Annotated in this window: 16 protein-coding genes and 1 pseudogene; 11 read left to right on the forward strand and 6 right to left on the reverse strand. The window is 73.6% G+C overall.

All coding sequences use genetic code 11. The features are described 5' to 3' along the window. Positions 1–49: 49 nt before the first annotated feature. On the reverse strand, positions 50–901 hold the full coding sequence (locus G443_RS02815; RefSeq protein WP_051313741.1) for an IclR family transcriptional regulator: 852 nt from the start codon (positions 899–901) through the stop codon (positions 50–52). A gap of 606 nt (positions 902–1,507) precedes the next feature. Between G443_RS02815 and G443_RS02820 the strand changes: the two genes are divergently transcribed. After that, a complete protein-coding gene (locus tag G443_RS02820; protein WP_035291661.1) occupies positions 1,508–2,065 on the forward strand; it encodes a dihydrofolate reductase family protein in 558 nt (185 codons plus the stop codon). A 147-nt stretch (positions 2,066–2,212) separates the two neighbouring features. Here G443_RS02820 and G443_RS02825 read toward each other — a convergent pair whose 3' ends face one another. Then, positions 2,213–2,965 (reverse strand): LysR family transcriptional regulator substrate-binding protein, encoded by a 753-nt coding sequence (locus tag G443_RS02825; protein WP_026418152.1) that lies wholly within the window; start codon positions 2,963–2,965, stop codon positions 2,213–2,215. A gap of 58 nt (positions 2,966–3,023) precedes the next feature. Between G443_RS02825 and G443_RS02830 the strand changes: the two genes are divergently transcribed. Continuing rightward, positions 3,024–3,413 carry a DUF5997 family protein gene (locus G443_RS02830; protein WP_026418151.1) on the forward strand — a complete coding sequence of 130 codons (390 nt, stop codon included), beginning with the start codon at positions 3,024–3,026 and terminating at the stop codon, positions 3,411–3,413. Positions 3,414–3,467: 54 nt separating this feature from the next. On the opposite strand, the pseudogene G443_RS25675 reads toward G443_RS02830, so the two are convergent. Further along, positions 3,468–4,088, reverse strand: a pseudogene (locus tag G443_RS25675) (MmyB family transcriptional regulator); the annotation flags it as partial. Between the two features lie 131 nt (positions 4,089–4,219). Beyond that, entirely contained in the window at positions 4,220–4,858 is a 639-nt protein-coding gene (locus G443_RS02835; protein ID WP_026418150.1) for a TetR/AcrR family transcriptional regulator, read from the reverse strand. A 137-nt stretch (positions 4,859–4,995) separates the two neighbouring features. Between G443_RS02835 and pdhA the strand changes: the two genes are divergently transcribed. The 5 genes from pdhA to G443_RS02860 all read left to right on the forward strand — a co-directional run bounded on the left by pdhA (position 4,996) and on the right by G443_RS02860 (position 12,505). Continuing rightward, positions 4,996–6,099: a pyruvate dehydrogenase (acetyl-transferring) E1 component subunit alpha gene (gene pdhA / locus G443_RS02840; RefSeq protein ID WP_026418149.1), complete on the forward strand. Its 1,104-nt coding sequence runs from the start codon at positions 4,996–4,998 to the stop codon at positions 6,097–6,099. Beyond that, entirely contained in the window at positions 6,096–7,106 is a 1,011-nt protein-coding gene (locus tag G443_RS02845) for an alpha-ketoacid dehydrogenase subunit beta (protein ID WP_026418148.1), read from the forward strand. Before pdhA ends, G443_RS02845 begins: the two co-directional genes overlap by 4 nt. Beyond that, the gene (locus tag G443_RS02850) at positions 7,103–8,395 is read left to right on the forward strand and encodes a dihydrolipoamide acetyltransferase family protein (protein WP_026418147.1); all 1,293 of its coding nucleotides are present in this window, start codon (positions 7,103–7,105) and stop codon (positions 8,393–8,395) included. The genes G443_RS02845 and G443_RS02850 overlap by 4 nt, the downstream gene beginning before the upstream one ends. 559 nt (positions 8,396–8,954) lie before the next feature. After that, positions 8,955–9,764, forward strand: coding sequence for an FAD binding domain-containing protein (locus G443_RS02855; protein WP_026418146.1), 810 nt, complete (start codon positions 8,955–8,957; stop codon positions 9,762–9,764). Then, positions 9,761–12,505 carry a molybdopterin-dependent oxidoreductase gene (locus tag G443_RS02860; protein ID WP_026418145.1) on the forward strand — a complete coding sequence of 915 codons (2,745 nt, stop codon included), beginning with the start codon at positions 9,761–9,763 and terminating at the stop codon, positions 12,503–12,505. The genes G443_RS02855 and G443_RS02860 overlap by 4 nt, the downstream gene beginning before the upstream one ends. A gap of 502 nt (positions 12,506–13,007) precedes the next feature. On the opposite strand, the gene G443_RS02865 is transcribed toward G443_RS02860, so the two are convergent. Beyond that, positions 13,008–13,475: a VOC family protein gene (locus G443_RS02865; RefSeq protein WP_026418144.1), complete on the reverse strand. Its 468-nt coding sequence runs from the start codon at positions 13,473–13,475 to the stop codon at positions 13,008–13,010. Positions 13,476–13,578: 103 nt separating this feature from the next. After that, a complete protein-coding gene (locus G443_RS02870; RefSeq protein ID WP_162147290.1) occupies positions 13,579–14,160 on the reverse strand; it encodes a GNAT family N-acetyltransferase in 582 nt (193 codons plus the stop codon). A 301-nt stretch (positions 14,161–14,461) separates the two neighbouring features. Between G443_RS02870 and G443_RS02875 the strand changes: the two genes are divergently transcribed. The 4 genes from G443_RS02875 to G443_RS02890 all read left to right on the forward strand — a co-directional run bounded on the left by G443_RS02875 (position 14,462) and on the right by G443_RS02890 (position 20,870). Then, on the forward strand, positions 14,462–16,516 hold the full coding sequence (locus G443_RS02875; RefSeq protein WP_211237480.1) for a penicillin acylase family protein: 2,055 nt from the start codon (positions 14,462–14,464) through the stop codon (positions 16,514–16,516). Positions 16,517–16,620: 104 nt separating this feature from the next. Further along, entirely contained in the window at positions 16,621–18,213 is a 1,593-nt protein-coding gene (locus tag G443_RS02880; RefSeq protein WP_026418142.1) for a pyridoxal phosphate-dependent decarboxylase family protein, read from the forward strand. 294 nt (positions 18,214–18,507) lie between these two features. Continuing rightward, positions 18,508–19,083, forward strand: coding sequence for a GNAT family N-acetyltransferase (locus tag G443_RS02885; protein ID WP_211237479.1), 576 nt, complete (start codon positions 18,508–18,510; stop codon positions 19,081–19,083). Next, positions 19,080–20,870, forward strand: a complete 1,791-nt coding sequence (locus tag G443_RS02890) for an IucA/IucC family protein (protein WP_026418140.1) — start codon at positions 19,080–19,082, stop codon at positions 20,868–20,870. The genes G443_RS02885 and G443_RS02890 overlap by 4 nt, the downstream gene beginning before the upstream one ends. Positions 20,871–21,019 lie beyond the last annotated feature (149 nt).

Genomic DNA, 21,019 nt, shown 5'->3' on the forward strand with positions numbered 1-21,019 from the left:
GACGCGATCCACGGGGGAAGACGCCAGGTGGTGGGGTGCCCCCGTCCCGTCAGGCGCTGCCCAGCGAGCCCAGCTCGGCGGTCAATGCCGCGTGCTCGATCCGCTCCCGCGCCCGGAACATCGCGGCGACGATGTCGGCCTCACGGGCCGGGGTGAGCCGGGCCACCGGCACCGAGGCGCTGATCGCGTCGCTCGCCGGTGTCGAGTAGCGCAGCGGCATCGCGAAGCAGTGCAGGCCCAGGCTGTTCTCCTGCCGGTCGATCGCATACCCCCGTTCACGCGCGGCCGCGAGGTCGCGTTCGAGGGCGGCCCGGTCCGTGCGCGTGTGCTCGGTCAACGCGGTCAGTTCGGCGGGCAGGTGCTCCGCGAGCTCGGGGGCGGGCAGTTCCGCCAGCAGGGCCTTGCCCAGGGCGGTCGAGTAGGCCGGCAGTCGGCGACCGACCCGGCTGTGCGGCCGCAGGTACTGGCTCGACGCCCGGGTCACCAGGTACACCACGTCCTCGCCCGCCAGCCGCCCGAAGTGGAACGTCTCGTCGAGGAGTTCGCCCAGCGAGTCCAGCACCGGTTTGGCGACCCGCACGTGGGCGTCGGTGTCCAGGTAGGTGGTGCCCGCGAGGAGGGCGCGGATGCCGATGGCGTACAGCGCCCCCGAGGCGTCGGTGCGCACCCAGCCGTGCTTCACCAGCGTCCGCAGCAGGGCGTGGCAGCTGCTCCGGGGCATTCCCAGCGCCTCGCTGAGTTCCCGGAGCCGGGCGGGGCGGTTCTGGCGCGCGGCGAGGAGTTCCAGGAGCTCGAGGGTGCGTGCCGCCGACTTCACCTCCCGGACGCCCCCGCTCCGCTCCGGCGCCCCGGGCGCGTCGCCCTCGCCGCCGCGTCCGGGCACGCCGGTGTGGTCTGACATCGGAGCCTCCTCGCCCATTCGCGTCCGATCTGGACATCCGGCGACCGTCGGACGCAGCCGGTAACGCTACCGGGAGCCGCCCGCGGAGTCGGCCGCGCGGGCGCTGGGCCGGTGGGGGTGGTTGGCCGGGGTTGAACCCTGGCGGGTCGTGGTCCCGCCCCGGGAGGGGAGGCGGTCCCCACGCGGACTACTGGGGCTCGTGGTCACTGCCCCGAGGTCGTCCCGGCGGCGGGGTCAGGTGTCCGGTCGGTGGCCATGACGGCGTGCGGGCCGCCACGCCTGCTCGCTCTCCTCGAGGTCAGGAGACGGTGAACGCCGGGTTCGAGGCCCTTCGGTGGTGGAGGCGGCGGAACACCGGCGGGATGGGAGGGAGTGAGCGCAAGGGACGACCTGCCGAGGGGAACTCCGAGCCCAGCGGCCGCGGCGCTGGCCACCCGATGCGAGTGTGTTTATCGCAAGTGTTAGCTTGTTTTTTGCAAGTGACGATGCGGGGGCTTCGTGCGGTACGGCATCCCCGGTGGCGGCGCGACCGGGCTCCGCCACCGGGGCGCCGGGTGCCGCGCCGGCTGGGCGTCCCCCGCCCCGACGAGGGTGGAGTGGTGAGTGATGGGCAGGATCGTGGTGACGGAGTTCCTCACCCTGGACGGCAGGATGAGCGGCCCCGGCAATGACCAGAGCTGGGTGACCGAGACGTTCGACGGCGACATGGACGAGGAGACACTCGCCCAACAACGCACCGTGGACCTGATCCTGCTCGGCAGGGTCACGTACCAGGAGCTGGCTGGCTACTGGCCGACCGTGCGCACCGACCACCCCGAGATCACCCGGCACATGAACGACACCCCGAAGGCCGTGGTGTCGACGACCCTCGACCGCGCGCCGTGGGGTGATCACGCTCCCGCTCGTGTCCTCACCGACCTGCGGCGGGAGACCGTCGCCGCCGTGAAGCGCGAGGTGGCGGGTGACATCGCGGTCATCGGCAGCGCCAGCGTCGTCGCGGAACTCGCCGCCCTGGACCTCGTCGACGAGTACAAACTCATGCTGCACCCCGTCGTCCTCGGTGCCGGCGCACCGCTGTTCGAGAACCTCGACCGACGGCGGTTCACGCACACGAGGACCCGCGCTCTCGCCAACGGGGTCGTGGTCCTGCACTACGCGGCCTGACCGGCCACCCGCGACGCCGAACATCGAAGCCCGAGGGTTCCACGACCAGACGACGCCGGTGACGTCCCCGTGGCCGGGCCGGGCGATCGACGACGCCGAGGTGGCGGAGCGGGTCCCCGGCGGATCGCCGTTCGCGGGTGCCCGAGATCAGCGACGGCGACCGCGACGGCCCGACGCGCGGGGTGCCCGGCGGGGACCTCCGCCCTTCCGGTTGCCGGCCGCCGGCGTCCGGCGTTCCCGACGATCGGTCGTGCCGCGTTCCCGCTTCGCCGGGGCCGGCTCCGCCTGGGGCACCCCCCGGCTGCTGTTGACGGTGCGCCCGCGCACGACCCCGATGAACCGCTCCATCAGATCGGTGGTCTCGACGTCCAACCACACCAACGCCACCCCCGACTCGGGTGCGTCGGAGACCGGGCGCCAGGTCAGGTCCTTGCGGTGGTGGAGACGGGCGAGTGACTGGGGGACGACGAGGAGGCCGGCGCCGGCCGCCACGCGCTCGAATGCGCCCGCGGTGGTCGCCGGCCGCTCACCCGCGACCCGCCCCGGTGGGCGTTCCCACTCCAGCACGTCGTCCTGGGGGTGCAGCAGGACCTCGTCGGCCAGGTCCTCGCTCGACACCACCTCGGCGGCGGCCACGAAGTGCTCCTTCGGCACGACCACCACCGAGGTCTCCGAGTACAGGGGGATCGCGTGCAGGCCGGTGCGGTCGATGGGCAACCGGGTGACGGCCGCGTCCGCCCTGCCGTCCCGCACCAGTCCCACGGCGTCCGGGACGTCGACGGGGAGCACGGCCAGGGTGACTTCGGGGAAGCGTTCCTCCCAGATCCGCGCCCACTTGCCCGGGGTGACTCCCGGTACGTGCGCCAGTCTGAACGAGTGAGGTGCCTCCGGTCCTGCCACGGCGCCAGGTTACCGGGCGTGACCGCGCTCGCCCCAGGCGCTCGTTATCCTGGCGGGTATGACGGCACGGAAGACCCCGCAGACGATGAAGCCCGCCACCGCGGCGAAGAAGCTGGGGGTCTACCTCGACGCGACCCCAGCCGAGTTCCAGGAGGGGGTCGTCTCGCGGGACGAGCTGAACGCGCTCCAGGCCGATCCGCCGGACTGGCTGCGTGACCTGCGGCGCGACGGACCGCACCCCCGGCCCGTGGTGGCCGCCCGGCTCGGCGTCTCCATCAGCGGCCTCGCCAGGGCCGGGATCACCGACGCGCTCACCACGGCGGACATCAACCAGCTCCGGAGCGACAACCCCGACTGGCTCCAGCGGGAACGGGAGATCCGGGCGGAGACCCGGATGGAGGAGCAGCGCCTGCGGGAGCGGGACGCCGAGGACGGCTCCCGCCGCTGACCACCGGCCGGCACCGGCGCGAGCTGGGGCATCACCGGCCGCGCGGCACCGTCGTCGTGCGCGTTCGTCGAGCGGGTAGGGGAGTTCGACCGCCAGCTCCGCCACCGTCACGTCCGCCGGAGTTCCGATCGAGAGCACGGGGTGCTGAATCTCGACAGCACCCCGTACGGGCTCCTGACCCGCGGCGTTACCCGGATGGGGCCCGACGCGAGGTCGGCGGTGCCCGACGACGGCTCGTCCGGCTCCGTCGTCGGGTAGGACGGGACCTCCTCGAGGAAGCCCCGGAGCCGGGGCCCCGGACGGCCTCACCTGACGGGCGAGCCGGTCCAGCAGGAACCGGCGGACCCGCGCGAGGTCGACCAGGCGGGTCGCCAGCCCCTCCGGGCCGAGCGTGAGCCGGAAGACGTTCGTCGTCGGGCCCAGCGGGGTCGCCGGGACCCCGTCCGTCGGCACGCCCGCCCCGGCGTTCCCGCTGACCACGTTCCAGTACCGGTCCACGACCACGGGCGGGTGAGGATCGTGGGCGCGCGGCAGCGTCGCGAGAGCGGCCCGGCGCGGGGCCAGCTCGCCGGTCACCGACGAGCCCACCCCAGACACGCCGCCCCCGAGGAGGGGTGGCCGGGCGGGTGTGACCGACCCGCCCGCCGGTTCCGTCGGGCGTCCCGCCGTGCCCACCCGCCAGGCTCAGCTCGACTCCGGGGCGGCCGGCGGTAGCGGAGATCGCGTGGTCGGTGGTCGGTGGTCGAGCGAGCGTCGCGCGAGGTGGTGGCCCTCCGGCGCTCTGGGTGAGGCGCGCCCGGCCCGGATCAGCTGGTGGGGCGGTCAGCCGGCGCCGTCACCTCGCCCACCACCAGGCGGAGCGCCGCCCGCGCGTGGCGTCGTGCCTCGGCGGGGGAGGGAGCGGCGGTCAGCCCGAGGAGTCGGCGTCGATGCGGTTCGCCCAGCAGCAGGCCGAACAGCGCCTCGGCGCGACCGTCCGCCGCGGCGTCCGGTGGTGTGCCCTCGGCGTCGAGCAGTGCTGAGAGGAGTTCGATGTAGCCGAGGGGGCCGCTGGCGTAGAAGCGCTCGGCCAGACGCGGGAACTGGGGGGCCTCGGCGATCATGAGGCGGTGCAGTCCGACCGCCTCGTCGGAGTGCAGCACGAGGACGAGGCGGGTGGCCACGTCGGTCAGCGACTCGTCCTCCGCCGTGAGCTGGGCGAGCGCGCTCACGCGGAACCGTTCCACCGCGGCGGTGAACACCTCGGCCTTGTCGCCGAAGTAGGTGTAGATGGTGCGCTTCGTCACGCGGGCGGCCGCCGCGAGTTCGTCGATCGAGGTCTGGCCGAACCCCTTGGCCACGAAGAGGCTCACCGCCGCGTCGAGGACCTGGTCTCGCCGGCGCTCGCGTTCCTCCTGGGTGGGGCGGCCACGCTTGGGCCGTCCCGTCGCCTCCACGTGCGTCATCGCATGCCCTTCGTCATCACCGTGCCGGGGTCGGCGGCCTGCCCCACATCCTATAATGATACTAAATAGTGTCATTATCTGCGGGTTCCGCCACACCCGGCGCGGAGCCCGCCAGGGCACGAAGCGAGGAGTACACGATGGCCAAGCGCAGGCCCACCGTGCGCGAACCGCGAGGGCAGCACGGCCCGGCGGGGGAGGACGCCGCCACCGACGGCGGCCAGCGGCGGGAGTTCTACCGGCGGATGGTGTTCATCCGCCGGTTCGAGGAGCGCGCGGCACGCGCGTACACCCAGGCCGAGATCGGCGGCTACTGCCACCTGAACCTCGGAGAGGAGGCGACCGTCGTGGGCCTGATGTCGGCCCTGGAACAGACGGACTACCTCTTCACCAACTACCGCGAGCACGGCTACGCCCTCGCTCGGGGCGTCGCGGCAGGGCGGGTGATGGCGGAGCTCTACGGCCGCCGCGACGGTGTCTCGAAGGGATGGGGCGGTTCGATGCACCTCTTCGACGGGAACGCCCGGCTGCTCGGGGGATACGGCATCGTCGGTGGACAGCTCCCCCTGGCCACCGGAGCGGCCCTCGCCATCGACTACCGGGGCGGCGACGAGGCCGTCGCCTGCGTCATGGGCGACGGAACGACCAACATCGGCGCGTTCCACGAATCCCTCAACATCGCGGCCCTGTGGAACCTGCCCGTCGTCTACGTCGTCGTGAACAACGGCCTCGGCATGGGCACCACGGTGGAGAAGGCCTCCGGCGAACCGGAACTCCACCGCAAGGCCGCCTCCTACCGGATGTCCTCGGCCCGCGTGGACGGCAACGACCCGGTCGCGGTGCGCGAGGCGATGCTCAGCGCCCTCGCGAGCGCCCGGTCCGGGCGGCCCTTCCTCCTGGAGGCGGTCAGCTCACGCCTGAAGGGGCACTCGGTCGTCGACCCCGCCAAGTACCGCACCCGTGAGGAGGTGGAGGCGCTCAGGACCAGCGATCCCGTCGCCGCCCTCGCGTTCCGACTGCGGGACGAGGGCGAATTGACCGACGAGGCGATCGCCGAGATCGACGCCGAGGCCACCAGCGCGGTCGCGGCCGCGGTCGCCTTCGCCGAGGCCAGTCCGGCGCCATCCGTGGACACGCTGTTCGACTACACCTACGCGACGCCGGTTCCCAACGACTCCCGGCGGCTACCGGGACAACCCCTGTTCGAACCAGCGCCCCTCCCGAGGATCGGAGCTGACCGGTGAGCATCATGACCTACCGCCAGGCGCTCCGCGACACCCTCCGCACCGAGATGCGCAGGGATCCGGACGTGCTGCTCCTCGGCGAGGAGATCGGTGTGTTCGAGGGCTCCTACAAGATCACGGCCGGGCTGCTCGCCGAGTTCGGCGAGAAGCGCGTGCGCGACACCCCCATCGCCGAGGAGGGGTTCACCGGGGCGGCCATCGGCGCCGCCATGCTCGGCCTCCGACCGGTCGTGGAGATCATGACGATCAACTTCTCGCTGCTCGCCCTCGACCAGATCGTGAACCACGCCGCCAAGATCTACGGCATGTTCGGCGGCCAGGCCCGGGTCCCGCTGGTCATCCGCACCCCGGGAGGTGGCGGCCAGCAACTCGGCGCCACCCACTCGCAGAACATCGAGCTGTACTACGCGTTCGTGCCGGGGATGAAGGTCGTCGCGCCCTCCAACCCCGCCGATGCCAAGTCCCTGCTGCTGGCGGCGATCCGCGACGACGACCCCGTCCTGTTCCTCGAGAACCTCGCCCTGTACAACGCGAAGGGCGAGGTGCCGGACGACGACACCCCCGGTGAGATCGGCCGAGCCGCCGTCACCCGCCCGGGCCGGGACATCACCGTCGTCGCCTACTCCCGGATGGCCGCCGTCGCCCTCACCGTCGCCGAGCGGATGGCCCAGACCGACGGCATCGACATCGAGGTCGTCGACCTGCGGAGCCTGCGCCCACTCGACCGGGAGACCGTGGTCGACTCCGTCCGCAGGACGCACTGCGCCGTCGTCCTCGAGGACGATTGGCTCACCTACGGCATCGGAGCGGAGATCGCGGCCACCATCTCCGACGGCGCCTTCGACTGGCTCGACGCTCCCGTCCGCCGGGTCGCCATGGCCGAAGTCCCGCTCCCCTACGCCAAGACCCTGGAAACGGCGGCCCTTCCCTCCGCCGACGACGTCACCACCGCCATCCGCCAGACGCTCGCCTCCGTCGGCCGTCGCGCGGGGAAGGACATCCCGTGATCGACATCCTCATGCCCCGCCTCTCCGACACGATGGAGGAAGGCGTCATCGTCGCCTGGCGCAAGAAGCCCGGCGAGGCGGTGGAGATCGGCGACGTCCTCGTCGAGATCGAGACCGACAAGGCCACCATGGAACACGAGGCCTACGAGGCGGGAACCCTCCACGAGATCCTCCTCCCGGAAGGCGAGACGGTGCGCATCGGCACCGTGATCGCCCGGATCGACGACGGCCGGGAACCCCTGGCGGGGACTCCTCCGCGGGACGGCACCAGCCAAGGGAAGCCCCCGGCACCCGCCACGAGCGAGCCGCCCATCCCCGAGAGCGGTTCCGCCCCCGCCACGGACCCGGCCCCCACCGAGGGCGGGGCGGCCACCTCCCCACCCGCGCGACGCCCGCTCGCCACGCCGCTCGTCCGGCGACTCGCCCGCGACAACGCCATCGACCTCAACGAGATCATCGGCAGCGGGCCGGGGGGTCGGATCATCCGAGCCGACCTCGACAGGGCGCTGGCCCGAAGCCCCGGGGCGACCGGGCACTCGGTTCCCGCCGCTAGCGGCGGTGCCACCACACCGAACGGCGGCGTTCCCACCGGAGCGACCTCGGTCCCCTTCGACACCACTCGGCAGGTCATCAGCAGGAGACTCACCGAGAGCAGCAGCTCGGTCCCGCACTTCTCCGTCACCGCCGTCGCCGACGTCGAGGAACTCCTCGCCCTGCGGGCGCGGATCAACGCCGAGCTCGACGACGCCGGCCAGGGGAAGGTCAGCCTCAACGACCTCATCGTCCGGGCCAGCGCCGTCGCCCTCCGGGAACACCCCGGGGTCAACGCCTCCTACTCCGAGGAGGGCCGAGGGGCCACCCTGCTGCACGAGCACGTCAACATCGGGATCGCGGTCGCCTCCGACCACGGCCTCGTGGTCCCGGTCATCGCCGACGCCGACCGCATGGCGGTCTCCCGCATCGCCGCCGAGTCCCGGCGGTTGGTGGGGCTGGCGAAGGACCGCAAGCTGAGCGGCGCGGACATGACCGGCGGCACGTTCACGATCAGCAACCTCGGCATGTACCAGGTGGAGAGCTTCACCGCCATCATCAACCCACCGGAGGGCGCGATCCTCGCCGTCGGAGCGGCCCTCCCCGAACCGGCGGCGGTCGAGGGCGCCGTCGCGGTGCGCCACCGCATCCGCTGCACGCTCTCGGCGGACCACCGCATCATCGACGGCGCTCTCGCCGCGCGGTTCCTGTCCACACTCACCAGCCTGCTCGAACACCCGCTGCGGATCATCGCCTGAGCCGACGCGGGGTGGGACCGCTCCTCCGGGCCGCGTCCCCCGGGATCGTGTCCCACCCCGCCACGTACCCGACCAGCGCGGGGCGTTCCCACCGCACCCGCCCCAGCGAGGAACACCGCGCCAGCCTCGGCGAGGAACCACCACGCCAGCGCACGGACCTCACCAGTGGGAAGTCGCGCGGAACCCCTGTTCGTCGTCCCTCGGTGCGCGGAGCGGTCAGCGCCGGCGGTGTGGCCGACCTGCCGCCGTCGGAGCCGTCGCGCGGCCGGTCCCACCACCGGCGTCAGCCCGCGTCCGACGCTTACCCCCTGCCGCCCGGTGCCGCCACGTCGTCCAACCGAGGGAATCGAACTCGCCGCTGACCGGCGTCCTCTCGTCGCGCACCCCCGGGACGGCTGGCGCTATCGGGCCGGGAGCCCCACCCCCGGCACCCCGCCCCAGGCGCGCGGGACACGGTTCCGCCCTGCCGGGTGGCCGACGATGCGGCAGATTCTCGACAGGGGCCCCGGGCCGCTCCGGCTGGGACACCCGACCTCGGCGGTGCGGGAGGGGGACGAGCATGGACCTGAACACGGTGACCGAGGTGCGCGACGCCCGGCAGCGGGGAGAATGGCGGCCCGGCGACGCGTGGCTGGCGGGTGGCACGTACCTGTTCTCCGAGCCCCAACCACACCTGCGCCGGCTCGTGGACCTCGCCCGCATGGACTGGCCGCCCGTGGCGATCCTGGCCGACGGCTCGTGGGAAATCGCGGCGACCTGCACGATCGCCGAGCTGTCCGCCTTCGCGGCGACCACGGGACCCGCGACCTCCGGGCTGGTCGAGCGGTGCTGCCGGGCGTTCCTGGCGTCGGTCAAGATCTGGAACACCGCCACGGTGGGCGGGAACCTGTGCCTGGCGCTGCCCGCCGGACCGATGATCTCACTCACCGCCGCCCTCGGCGCGGTCTGCCGGCTCATCGCCACCGACGGCACCCGCCGCGCGCTCCCCGTCACCGACCTCATCACCGGGCCGGCCCGCACCGCCCTCACCGAGGGCGAGCTGCTGCGTTCGGTCACCATCCCAGCCCGGGCGTTGTCGGCCCGAACCGCGTTCCGGCGGGCGTCCCAGCACCAGCACGGCCGGTCCTCGGCCCTGCTGGTCGGAACCCTGGACGGGAGGCGGTTCTCGCTCACGGTCACCGCGTCGACCCCCCGCCCTGTGGTGCTCGAGTTCGCCGCTCCGCCCACGGCGGAGGCGCTGAGCACCGCGATCGACGGCGCCGTGGGCGGAAACTGGCTCGACGACGTGCACGGGATACCCGCCTGGCGGCGGCACCTCACCCTGCGACTCGCGGACGAGGTGCTGGCCGAACTGGGGGCAGCGCCGTGACCGTCGAGGTCAACGGCCGGTCCCTCGACGGCCCGACCCGACCGGGGCAGTGCCTGCGCACCTACCTGCGCGAGCGGGGCCTACTCGGGGTGAGGAAGGGGTGCGACGCCGGCGACTGCGGAGCCTGCACCGTGCACGTGGACGGGGTTCCGGTGCACTCGTGCGTGTTCCCGGCGTTCCGCGCCGTCGGCCGGCGGGTCACCACGATCGAGGGCCTGGCGCGCGACGGGCACCCCCACCCGGTCCAGCGGCGGTTCCTCGACGCGCAGGGGTTCCAGTGCGGCTTCTGCACCCCCGGGTTCGTCATGACCGCCGCCGGCCTGGACACCGCCGCCGGGCTCGCGGGAACCCCACCGGAGGAGCTGCGTCGCCTGTTCAAGGGCAACCTGTGCCGCTGCACCGGCTACCGGGCCATCGAGGACGCGCTGCGCGGCGTCCGGCACGTCGAACACCCCCAGGCCGGGACGGCCGTCGGTCGAAGCCCCGGGGCACCGGCCGGACCGGGGATCGTGACGGGGACGGCCCGCTACACCCTGGACCTGGACGTGCCCGGACTGCTGCACATGAAGCTGCTGCGCTCCCCGCACGCCCACGCCCGCGTCCTGGCGATCGACACCCACGAGGCGCTCCGGGTTCCCGGCGTGCGCCTGGTGCTCACCCACAAGGACGCGCCACCCCGGCTGTACTCCTCCGCCCTGCACGAATCCGTCGACGACGACCCCGCCGACACCCGGTTGCTCGACGACGTCGTTCGACACGTCGGCCAGCGCGTCGCCGCCGTGGTCGCCGACACCGTGTCCGCCGCCGAGGAGGGCTGCCGCCGCCTCGCCGTGACCTACGAGGTGCTGCCCGCCGTGACCGACCCGGAAGCCGCCACCGCACCCGGCGCGCCCGTCGTGCACGACAAGGACCCCGTGACCAGCCGGATCGCCCGGCCACGGGACAACGTGGTGGCCGAGCTGCACGCCGGGGTCGGCGACGTCGACGCCGGACTGAGGTCGGCGGACGCGGTGTACGAGAACACCTTCCACACCCGGCGCGTGCAACACGCGAGCCTGGAGACCCACGGCGCGATCGGCTGGCTCGACGCCGATCCCGCCACCGGCGCGGAGCGACTGGTGATCCGGTCCAGCACCCAGGCGCCGTTCCTGACCCGCCGCGCGCTGTGCGCGCTGTTCGACCTGCCCCCGGACCGGGTCCGCGTCGTCACGGCCTTGCTCGGCGGCGGCTTCGGCGGCAAACAGGAGATGCTCGTCGAGGACGTGGTGGCCCTCGCGGTGCTGAGGTCGCGCGCCCCGGTCAGCCTCGAGTTCACCCGCGCCGAGCAGTTCACCGCCGCCACCACCCGCCACCCGTTCACCGTCACCGTCACGGCCGGGGCCCGCCACGACGGCACCCTCACCGCGCTGAAGCTGCACGTGGTGGCCGACACCGGCGCCTACGGCAACCACGGCCCCGGCGTGCTCCTCCACGGCTGCGGCGAGTCGGTGGCCCTCTACCGGTGCCCCAACAAGCGGACCGACGCCCGCTCCGTCTACACCCACACCGTGCCTTCCGGGGCCTTCCGGGGCTACGGGCTCGGGCAGGTCACCTTCGCCGTCGAGTCCGCACTGGACGAGCTGGCCCGGCGCCTGCGCCTCGACCCGCTCACGCTGCGCGAACGCAACCTCATCCGGCCCGGCGACGACCTGGTCGCTCCCGGCGACACCGAACACGACCTCCACCTCGGCGGCTACGGTCTCGACCAGTGCCTCCGCGTCGTCCGCGCCGCCGGGAGCTCCCCAGCCGAGCCGGCACCCCCGGGGTGGCTCGTCGGGGACGGCGCCGCCGTCGCGATGATCGCCACCATCCCCCCGCGCGGGCACCTCGCCGACGCGGCGCTCACCCTGCTGCCCGACGGCACCTTCGCGCTCGCCGTCGGCACCGCCGAGTTCGGCAACGGCACCACCACGGTGCACCGCCAGATCGCCGCGACCGCGCTGGGCACCACGGTGGACCGGGTCACCGTGCACCAGTCCGACACCGCGCTGGTCGGGCACGACACCGGAGCGTTCGGATCCACCGGCACCGTCGTCGCCGGCGCGGCCGTCCTGCGGGCGGCCCGCGCCCTCGTGGACACCCTCCTCGACGCGGCCGCCACGTTCCACGCGCTGGACCGGGCGCGCTGCCGCCTCACCGACGGCGCCGTCGTGTGCGCGGGTGACCGCGTCCCGCTCGAAGGGCTCCACGCCGCCGCGCTCGCCGCCGGCACCAGCCTGACGGCCACCGGCCATTCCCGGGGGACACCCCGTTCGGTGTCGTTCAACGCCCACTGGTTCCGCGTCGCGGTGAACCCGGACACCGGAGAGATCCGCATCCTGCGCAGCGTCCACGCGGCCGACGCCGGCACCGTGGTCAACCCGCTCCAGTGCCGGGGGCAGGTCGAGGGTGGAGTGGCCCAGGCGCTGGGCGCCACCCGGTCCGAGGAGATCCGCCTCGACCCCACCGGGGCCGTCACCACCACCGCGCTGCGCGGCTACCGCATCCCCACCTTCGCCGACACCCCTCGCACCGAGGTCCACTTCGCGGTCACCACCGACGACCTCGGGCCCTTCGGGGCGAAGTCCATGAGCGAGAGCCCGTTCGTCCCGGTGGCACCCGCGTTCGCCAACGCCGTGCGCGACGCGACCGGCGTTCGCTTCACCACGCTGCCACTCACCCCGGACCGCGTCTGGTCGGGCTTGCGCGACCAAGGCCGGTGACCCGGCCCCACCCCAGCGGCCGCCCGCACGGTTCGCCGCCCGTGAGCCCTCCACCAGACCCCGGCGACGAGCGTCCCGGGCGGCGGGTCGCATCCGGGTCCTCGGGCCTCGACGCATCGGGAACCGCCCCACGGGAACCACCCGGGCCGTGGCGGGGGAGCCGGCCGCCAGGCGCTCCCCGGCCCGCCCGGTCGTCCCCGGACAGGCCCTCCACGGCGCCCACCCGCCCCCGGGTCCGGTGTTTCCCGGGAGCGGTCGCGGAAGGGGCGACGGGGAACGGCGCGCGGCAGACCCGGACCCCGGCGGAAGCCCCGGCGCCGCTCACCTCACCTCCGCATCCGAGTCGGGGCGAGCGCCCGCGCGAGGCCACGTCCACCCCGAGGACCGGCCTCGTCGCGGAGAGCCGTCGACCGCCATCGGCACCAGGCCGCACCACATCCATGCACCCCCGCGCCCCGGCCACCTCGTCCCGGGTGGAACACGCGCGGCGCGGGGGAGCGGGTCAGGCCACCCGGGAGTTCAGGAATCCGTCCCAACCCTCGTCGAACGTCGCCCGGTCGGCGATCTCGAACCGTTGCCCGGTCGGACCGGTGAAGTAGGCGAACCCCCAGGGCCCACCGTCGTCGTCGAGGCCGACGACCTCCTCGGTGAACCCCAGGTCGCGCAACCGGTCCAGGTCGGACGCGAAGTCCTGGGCCCAGTACCCCAGGTGGTGCACCCCACCCCCCGCCCCGGTCGAGAACGGGGTGCCTGGCGTCGCCTGGATGAGCTCGAAGTGCGGCGCCTCGAGCGAGTAGACCACCGGGAACTCGACCTCGCGGTCGACCCCGCCGTACCGGAGCCCCATCTCGAACTCGACAGGAGTCGTCCAGCGAGCCCCGGACAACGCGGTGAGGTGCCTGGCCGCCGCGTCGAGGTCGTCGACGACGTAGCCGAAGTGGTAGAAGTCGCGTGGACGGAGAATGCTCACGTGGTTCCCGCCTACTCGTCCGCTGATCCGAGCCGGGCGACGAACCGCCACGCGTCGCCACCCTCGGTGACCATTCCCTTCGTACCGGTGGTTCCCGGGCCTGTCAACGCTGGTCGGCTCCGAGGTCCAACACCGCGAGACGCGCCGTCTTGTCGGCCATCCGGAGTTCGGGACCGAGATCGAAACCGTTGCGCCGCAGCAGGTCGAGGACCTTGGCGTTGCGGGCGTCCGGTTCGGCCACCACCCGACGAACGGCCGGGTCGCGCGACACGAAGGCCACCACGGCCGCGAGGAGGGCGGAGGTGAAACCCGGCTCCGGGTCACCAGCCGGGGGGCCGCTGAACAGGTGGAACCCGATGTCCCCCCGCCGCACCTCGTAGTAGTCGCCCATCGGGTCCTCGGCTGGCTCGTAGGTCTGGACCAGGCCCACCGGCACACCGCGCCGGCGCGCGAGGAAGGCGTGGTGGGTCGGAAGGGAGTCCACGTACCGGTAGGTCTCCAGGACCTCCGCCCGGCTCAGGCCGGTCATCCCCCAGAAACGGGCGCGGTCCTGTGTCACCCACCGGTGGAGCAGGTCGACGTCCGACGCCGGGACGAGCGGGTGCAGCGCGATCAGTCCGAGGGCACCCGCGTCGAACTCGAACACCGGGCCGGCGGGATGAGGGCGGGACTCGTCGGTTCTCACGTCACTCCTCGCTGGTCCGCGCAGCGTGGGAAGTCGCGCACGGCGACCGTGCCGATCCGGCAAGTTACCATGATCCGGCGGCCCGGTAGGAGGGTTCGGGAGCCCGCCGTCCACCCGGGACGTCGTGGCGATCCCGGCCGGAACCTGGTAGCCCAGCGCCCGCGCGGGCGACCACCGGCCGACCTCGGGCTCGGGCCACACGCGTCGGTCACCGGGGACCCGCCTCGTCCCACCCGACGCGGACGAGGCCGAACCCACCTGGCGGCGGCAGAGCGGCCACCGCGACGGACGGGAGGCGGACGTGCGCGATGACCCGGACGGCGTGCTGCGGGACGACTGGGGCGTACCGCACCTCGTGGCCCGCGATCCCGACGACCTCGCGCACCTCCAGGGAGTCGTGACCGCGCGGGACCGGGCCTGGCAGCTCGAGGTGGAGCGGCACCGCGCGCAGGGCACCACCGCGGCCTTCCTCGGACCGGCCGCCCTCGACTGGGACCGGTTCGCGCGGCGGGCCCGCCTGGCCGACACCGCGAAGCGGTGCCTGCGGGCGCTCGACCCCGGCACCGCCCGGTGGCTCGGGCGGTACGTGGCCGGCGTCAACGCCGGGCTCGCCGAAGGAGCCCGCACCGCCCCCGAGTTCGACATCGTCGGCGTGCGCCCCGGGCGGTGGCGGACGTGGACACCGTTGGCGGTGTGGCTGTCGCACCACATCCTCTTCGCAGCCTTCCCGGCCAAGCTGTGGCGGACCGAGGCGTCCCGCCTGCTCGGCGCCGCCGGGGTCGAGGTCCTCGCCGCGGACGCGCCGGGCACGGCGGGCAGCAACGGGTGGTTGGTGACCTCGGAGCACACCGCGACCGGTTCCGCGCTCCTCGCCGGGGACCCCCACCGGTACGCGGAGGACCCCGGCATGTACCAGCAGATCGGGCTGGCCTGCCCCGACTACGACGTGGTCGGGTTCGCCGTTCCCGGGGTACCGGGCATCCCGCACTTCGGCCACACCGGAGGGGTGGCGTGGGCGATCACGAACGCGATGGCCGACTGCCAGGACCTGTACGCGGAGCGCCTGCGCCGGCGGGGGAGCGGCGTCGAGGCGCTCGGCCCGAGGGGCTGGCGCCCCGCCCCGGCGCACCGGGAGGCGCTGCGGGTGGCGGGCGGCCCCGACGAGTTCGTCGAGGTGGTGGAGACCGCGCGCGGCCCCGTCGTCGTCGGCGGGCCGGACGAGCCGGTGGCGCTGAGCCTGCGGTACCCGCCGAGGGCGTTGGCCGACGCCGGCTTCGCCGCGCTACCCGCGCTGCTCGCCGCGCGGACGGTCGCCGACGTCGACCGGGCCCTGGACCGCTGGGTGGAACCGGTCAACGTGGTGCTCGCCGCCGACACCGCGGGCGGCACGCTGCACCGGGTCGCCGGGGCCGTGCCCGACCGGGACGAGACCAACGGTTGGCGGGTGGTACCCGCCGACGATCCCCGGTACGCGTGGCAGGGCTGGCGGCCCCTGCCCCGGTCCGAGGTCGGCGGCGTGGCCGTGATGGCCAACGAACGCGGGCTCGCGGCACCGCTGGGCGTCGAGTTCGCAGCCCCCCACCGGCACCGCCGGATCACCGAACTCCTGGGACGAGCGGGTGACTGGACCGCCGAGGAGCTGGGCGTCGTGCACCACGACACCCTGCTCGCCACGGCGGCCCCGCTGATCGCCCTGGCCGCCGACCTGCCCGGTCTGGGAGCGGAGGCGACCTCGCTGGTGCGGCGGCTGGCCGCGTGGGACCGGCGGATGGAGGTCGACAGCCGTGTGGCCGTCGAGTTCGCCGACGTCCGCTCCGAGGTGGTGCGTGGGCTGGTCGCCCACCCCGCGCTGCGGGCGCTCGCCGTGCCCCTGCCCTACCCGGAGGTGTTCCAGCCGTGGCTGGACCCGGTGCCCCGCACCGCCTACGCGCTCACGTCCGTCCTCGCCGGTGGTCTGCTCGACGGACGGGACCTGATCGCGATCCTGCGGGCCGCCGTGGACTCGGTCGCGACGACGGCGGCGCCCCCGGGACTGACCTGGGGCGACCGGCACCGCTTCGCGCCGTGGCGGGCGTTGCCCGACCGATGTGCCACGCCGGCGCAGGGCGTCGGAGGCGACCACGACTGCGTGCTGGCCACCTCGAGCGTCCCCGGTTCGACCCACGCGTTCACCCGCGCGCCCGTCGCCCGGTTCGTCTGGGACCTCGCCCGACGCGAGGACAGCCACTGGGTCGTGCCGTTCGGAGCGGCGGGCAGGACCGACCACCCCCACCACCACGACCAGTTCCCGCTCTGGGCGCGGGGTGACCTGGTTCGGGTCGGGGATCCACTGGCGCGGTCGAGGCCATCGGAGTGACCATCGGCGACGAGGCGCGGGCCGAATCGCCCCTGGAGATCCGCGACCACCGTGTTACTCTCCGAAACTGGTGATCACCAGCACCGAACTCCGGGAGGCGTGGCATGGCCGTGGTCGAACCGCCATCGTCGCCCATGTTACCCGGTCAGGGAACCGCCTCCGCGCGGAGGGCAGCCCGCGCCCACCTGCTGCACAACGAGACGGTCGAGCACTACCGCCAGGTGCTCTCGGAGGGGATCGACCGGGTGGCGCGCACCGTGGCGGACGCGCGGCGGCCCTGCACCGGGATCTCCCCGGACGAACTCGACTCCGTCGTGTCCTCGGTGGACCTCGACCGGCCACTGGCCGACACCACCGCCGCCCTCGACGAGCTGGTGGACGTCTACCTGCGGGACGCGATCTTCTACCACCACCCCCGGTACCTCGCGCACCTCAACAGCCCGGTCGCGATTCCCGCCCTCCTCGCCGAAGTGGTGCTCAGCGCCCTCAACTCCTCACTCGACACCTGGGACCAGAGCGCCGGGGCCACCCTGATCGAACGCCGCCTGGTCGACTGGACGGCCCGCAGGATCGGCTTCGACGACCGAGCCGACGGGGTCTTCACCAGCGGAGGAACGCAGTCCAACCTCCAGGGGCTGCTGCTCGCCAGGGAGGAACTGCTCGCCGGGCTGGGCGCTGGCACCGATCGGCACGGGCAGTGGCCCCGGCTGCGCGTCCTGGTCTCGGAGGTCGGGCACTTCAGCGTGCGCAAGGCCGCCAGGCTGCTCGGCCTCGGACCGGGCGCGGTGCTGCCCGTTCCCACCGACCGGTCCTGGCGGATGTCGCCCACCGCCCTGGCACGGGAACTGGACCGCTGCCGGCGACGCGGCGAGCACGTGGTCGCGGTCGTCGCGACCGCCGGCACCACCGACTTCGGCAGTATCGACCCGTTGCCCGAGATCGCCGCCCGGTGCGCCGACGCCGGGGTCTGGCTCCACGTCGACGCCGCCTACGGGGGCGGCCTGCTGCTCTCACGCACCCGGTCCCACCTGCTCACCGGGATCGACCGTGCCGACTCGGTCACCATCGACTTCCACAAGACGTTCTTCCAACCCGTCAGCTCCAGCGCGCTCGTCGTCCGCGACGGAACCGCGCTCCGGCACGCCACCGACCGCGCCGACTACCTGAACCCGCGCTGGATGGCGGATCGGGACATCCCCAACCAGGTCGACAAGAGCCTGCAGACGACCCGCCGCTTCGACGCGCTCAAACTCTGGCTGACCTTGCGCGTCACCGGAGCGGACCAGCTCGGCGAGCTGGTCGACGAGCTGGTCGAGCGCACCTCCGAGGCGTGGCGAGCGCTCAGCGCCGACCCCCGGTTCGAGGTGGTGACGCGGTCACCACTGAGCACCGTCGTGTTCCGCCACCTCCCCGAGGGAGCGGACCCGGAGCTGGTGGACGAGGCGAACCTGCACGCCCGCGAGGCCCTCGCCGGTACCGGCGACGCCGTCGTCGCGGCCACCCGGGTGCGCGGCCGCCACTACCTGAAACTCACGCTGCTCAACCCGCGCACCACCGTCGAGGACATCACGCGGCTCGCCGAGCTGGTCGCCGAACACGCGGGTGACCACGTCCGGGCTCACCACGCGGACACCGCCCCCGACACCGCGGAACGGAGAGCGGCATGCCCGTCCATGACGTCGTCACCGTCCGCCTGAACCACCGATCCTCCCGCCGGGTCGAGTCCCACCACCGGGCCGGGACGGCCCTCGACCGTGCCCGCCCCGAGCGGATCCCGCGACCGTCGGCACCACCACCGGGGCGGAGCCGACCAGCGCCGCGCCCGCCGGCCCCGGCCCCGGCCCCGGCCCCGACCGCCGGTGGCCCGGGCCCCTGACGTCCGCTCGCCCCGCCCCACCCCGCCACGGGCGGGCCGCCCACCCGCCGGTGCCACGCCCGCACGGGAGGACGACCGCGCTCCCCGCGTACCCCGTCCACCTCGGGGCCGGACCGTGATCGAGATCCGCTACCGCCGGGTGCACCCGGAGTTGGGCGAGTTCGCGCTCCGCGACCTCGACCCCGACGCCGACGCCCCGTTGCTCCACCGCTGGGTCACCCACCCCAAGGCGCGGTTCTGGTTGATGGGCGACTGGGACGTCGCGGCCGTCGCGGCCGAGTACCGGCGCATCACCGCCCACCCGCACCACGACGCGTTCCTCGGGCTGTGGCGGGGGGAACCGGCGTTCCTGGCGGAACGGTACGACCCGACCAGGGTGGAACTGCGCGGCCTGTACCCCGCCCAGGACGGTGACGTCGGCATGCACTTCCTGTGCGCCCCCACCGACCGCCCGGTGCGCGGTTTCAGCCACGCCGTGATCAGCACGGTGATGTGCTGGCTCTTCGACGACCCGGCGACCCGGCGGGTGGTGGTCGAACCGGACGTCCGCAACACGGCGGTGCAAGCCCTCAACGCGGCCGTCGGTTTCACCGCGCGAGGCCCGGTCGTCAAACCCGAGAAGGTCGCCCTGTTGAGCACGTGCACCCGGGACGGCTTCCGGGACGGCACCCGGATGACGGAGGTGCCGTGACCCCGGACGAGTCGGTCGCCCACCTGACCCCCACGTCGTGGGACCTGGCGAGTCGCGCGCTGCTGGCCAAGGCCCTCGCCGAGTTCGCGCACGAACGGCTGCTGCGCCCACGGCCAACCGGGGACGGCTCGACCTACCTGGTGCGCGGCGACGACCCCTTGGTGGAGTACCGGTTCACCGCGTCCGTGCTGGCCCTCGACCACTGGGTGGTGGACGCGGCGAGTGTGGTCCGCCACCAGGGTGGAGCCGAAACCCCCCTGGACGCGCTCGGCTTCTTCCTCGACTTCCGGAGCGCCCTCGACCTCGACGGCGAACCGCTCCCCACCTACCTGGAGGAGATCAGCGCGACCCTCGCCGCCGCCGCGTTCCGGCTCGCCACCCCTGCCCCCGGCGCCGCGGAACTGAGCCGCGCCGCTTTCCAGACCATCGAGGCGAACCTCCCCGAGGGCCACCCCGCCTTCGTCGCCAACAGCGGCCGGATCGGCTTCGGCGTCGACGGCCAGCACCGCTACACCCCGGAGAGCGCCCGACCGACACGGCTCGTGTGGCTGGCCGCCCATCGCGATCACTGCACCTTCCGCTGTTCCGGGCACCTCGACTACGACGCGCTGGTGTCGGCCGAACTCGACGACCGGACCCGCGCGTCGTTCGCCGCGGTGCTGGGCGGGCTGGGCCTCGACCCCGACGACTACCTGCTGCTGCCCGTGCACCCGTGGCAGTGGTGGCATCGCGTGTCGGTGACCTTCGCCGCCGAGCTCGGCGCCCGCAGGCTGGTGTGCCTGGGGGAGGGGCCGGACGAGTACCAGCCCCAACAGTCGGTGCGCACCTGGTTCAACGTGACGAACCCGCGACGGCACTACGTCAAGACCGCCCTGTCCGTGGTCAACATGGGGTTCGTGCGCGGGCTGTCGGCCGCCTACATGGCCGCCACCCCGGCGATCAACGACTGGGTCGCCGACCTCATCGCCGGCGACGAACTGCTGGTGTCGACCAGGGTGTCGATCCTCCGGGAGCTGGCCTCCGTCGGCTACCACCACCGCCACCTCGACGCCGCGACCGAACGCACCTCCCCGTACCGGAAGATGCTCGCCGCGTTGTGGCGGGAGAGCCCGGTACCCACGCTCGAACCGGGCAGGCGGCTGAGCTCGATGGCCGCGCTGCTGCACGTCGACCGTGACGGCCACGCCCTCGCCGCCGCGCTCATCGAGGAGTCCGGCCTGCCCCCGGCCGAGTGGTTGCGCCGGTACCTGGACGCCTACCTGGTCCCGCTGCTGCACTGCTTCTACGCCCACGGGCTGGCGTTCATGCCGCACGGCGAGAACGTGATCCTCGTGCTGTCCGGCGGAGTCGTGGAACGGGTCATCCACAAGGACATCGCCGAGGAGGTCGTCGTGATGGACCCCGACGCGCCCCTTCCCGACGAGGTCGCCCGCGTGTACGCGGACGTGCCGGAACACATGAGACTGCTCTCCATCCTGTCGGACGTGTTCGACGGGTTCCTCCGTTTCCTCAGCGCGGTCCTGCACACCCGTGGCGTGCTCGACGAGGACGCGTTCTGGCGCACCGTCGGCGAGTGCGCGGCGGACTACGTGCGGGCCGTCCCGCACCTCGCCGACCGCGTCCGCCGCTACGACCTGTTCGCCGACGAGTTCGCGTTGTCCTGCCTGAACCGCCTCCAACTCCGCGACACCCGCCAGATGGTCGACCTCGCGGATCCGACCGCGGCGTTGCGACTGGTCGGGACACTCCGCAACCCCATCGCGCCGTACCGCCCGGCCGGGTGCTGAGTGCGCGCCGTTCCCGCCCCGGGCACCGGGGCCACCGCCGACCACGCGCCACGAGGCAGTCGCGGCGCCCCGGGATCCCGGCCCGGGGACCGAGCGACGACCGGGGCGAACCGGGGAGGCAGGTCCGAACGGGGCACCGTCGGCGGCCT

Source organism: Actinoalloteichus caeruleus DSM 43889, assembly GCF_000429185.2.
Lineage (GTDB): Bacteria > Actinomycetota > Actinomycetes > Mycobacteriales > Pseudonocardiaceae > Actinoalloteichus_B > Actinoalloteichus_B caeruleus.

Coding starts and splice junctions, on each gene's coding strand:
- G443_RS02815 (WP_051313741.1), bottom strand. CDS start 901: ATGTCAGACCACACCGGCGTGCCCGGACGCGGCGGCGAGGGCGACGCG.
- G443_RS02820 (WP_035291661.1), top strand. CDS start 1,508: ATGGGCAGGATCGTGGTGACGGAGTTCCTCACCCTGGACGGCAGGATG.
- G443_RS02830 (WP_026418151.1), top strand. CDS start 3,024: ATGACGGCACGGAAGACCCCGCAGACGATGAAGCCCGCCACCGCGGCG.
- G443_RS02835 (WP_026418150.1), bottom strand. CDS start 4,858: ATGACGCACGTGGAGGCGACGGGACGGCCCAAGCGTGGCCGCCCCACC.
- pdhA (WP_026418149.1), top strand. CDS start 4,996: ATGGCCAAGCGCAGGCCCACCGTGCGCGAACCGCGAGGGCAGCACGGC.
- G443_RS02855 (WP_026418146.1), top strand. CDS start 8,955: ATGGACCTGAACACGGTGACCGAGGTGCGCGACGCCCGGCAGCGGGGA.
- G443_RS02880 (WP_026418142.1), top strand. CDS start 16,621: ATGGCCGTGGTCGAACCGCCATCGTCGCCCATGTTACCCGGTCAGGGA.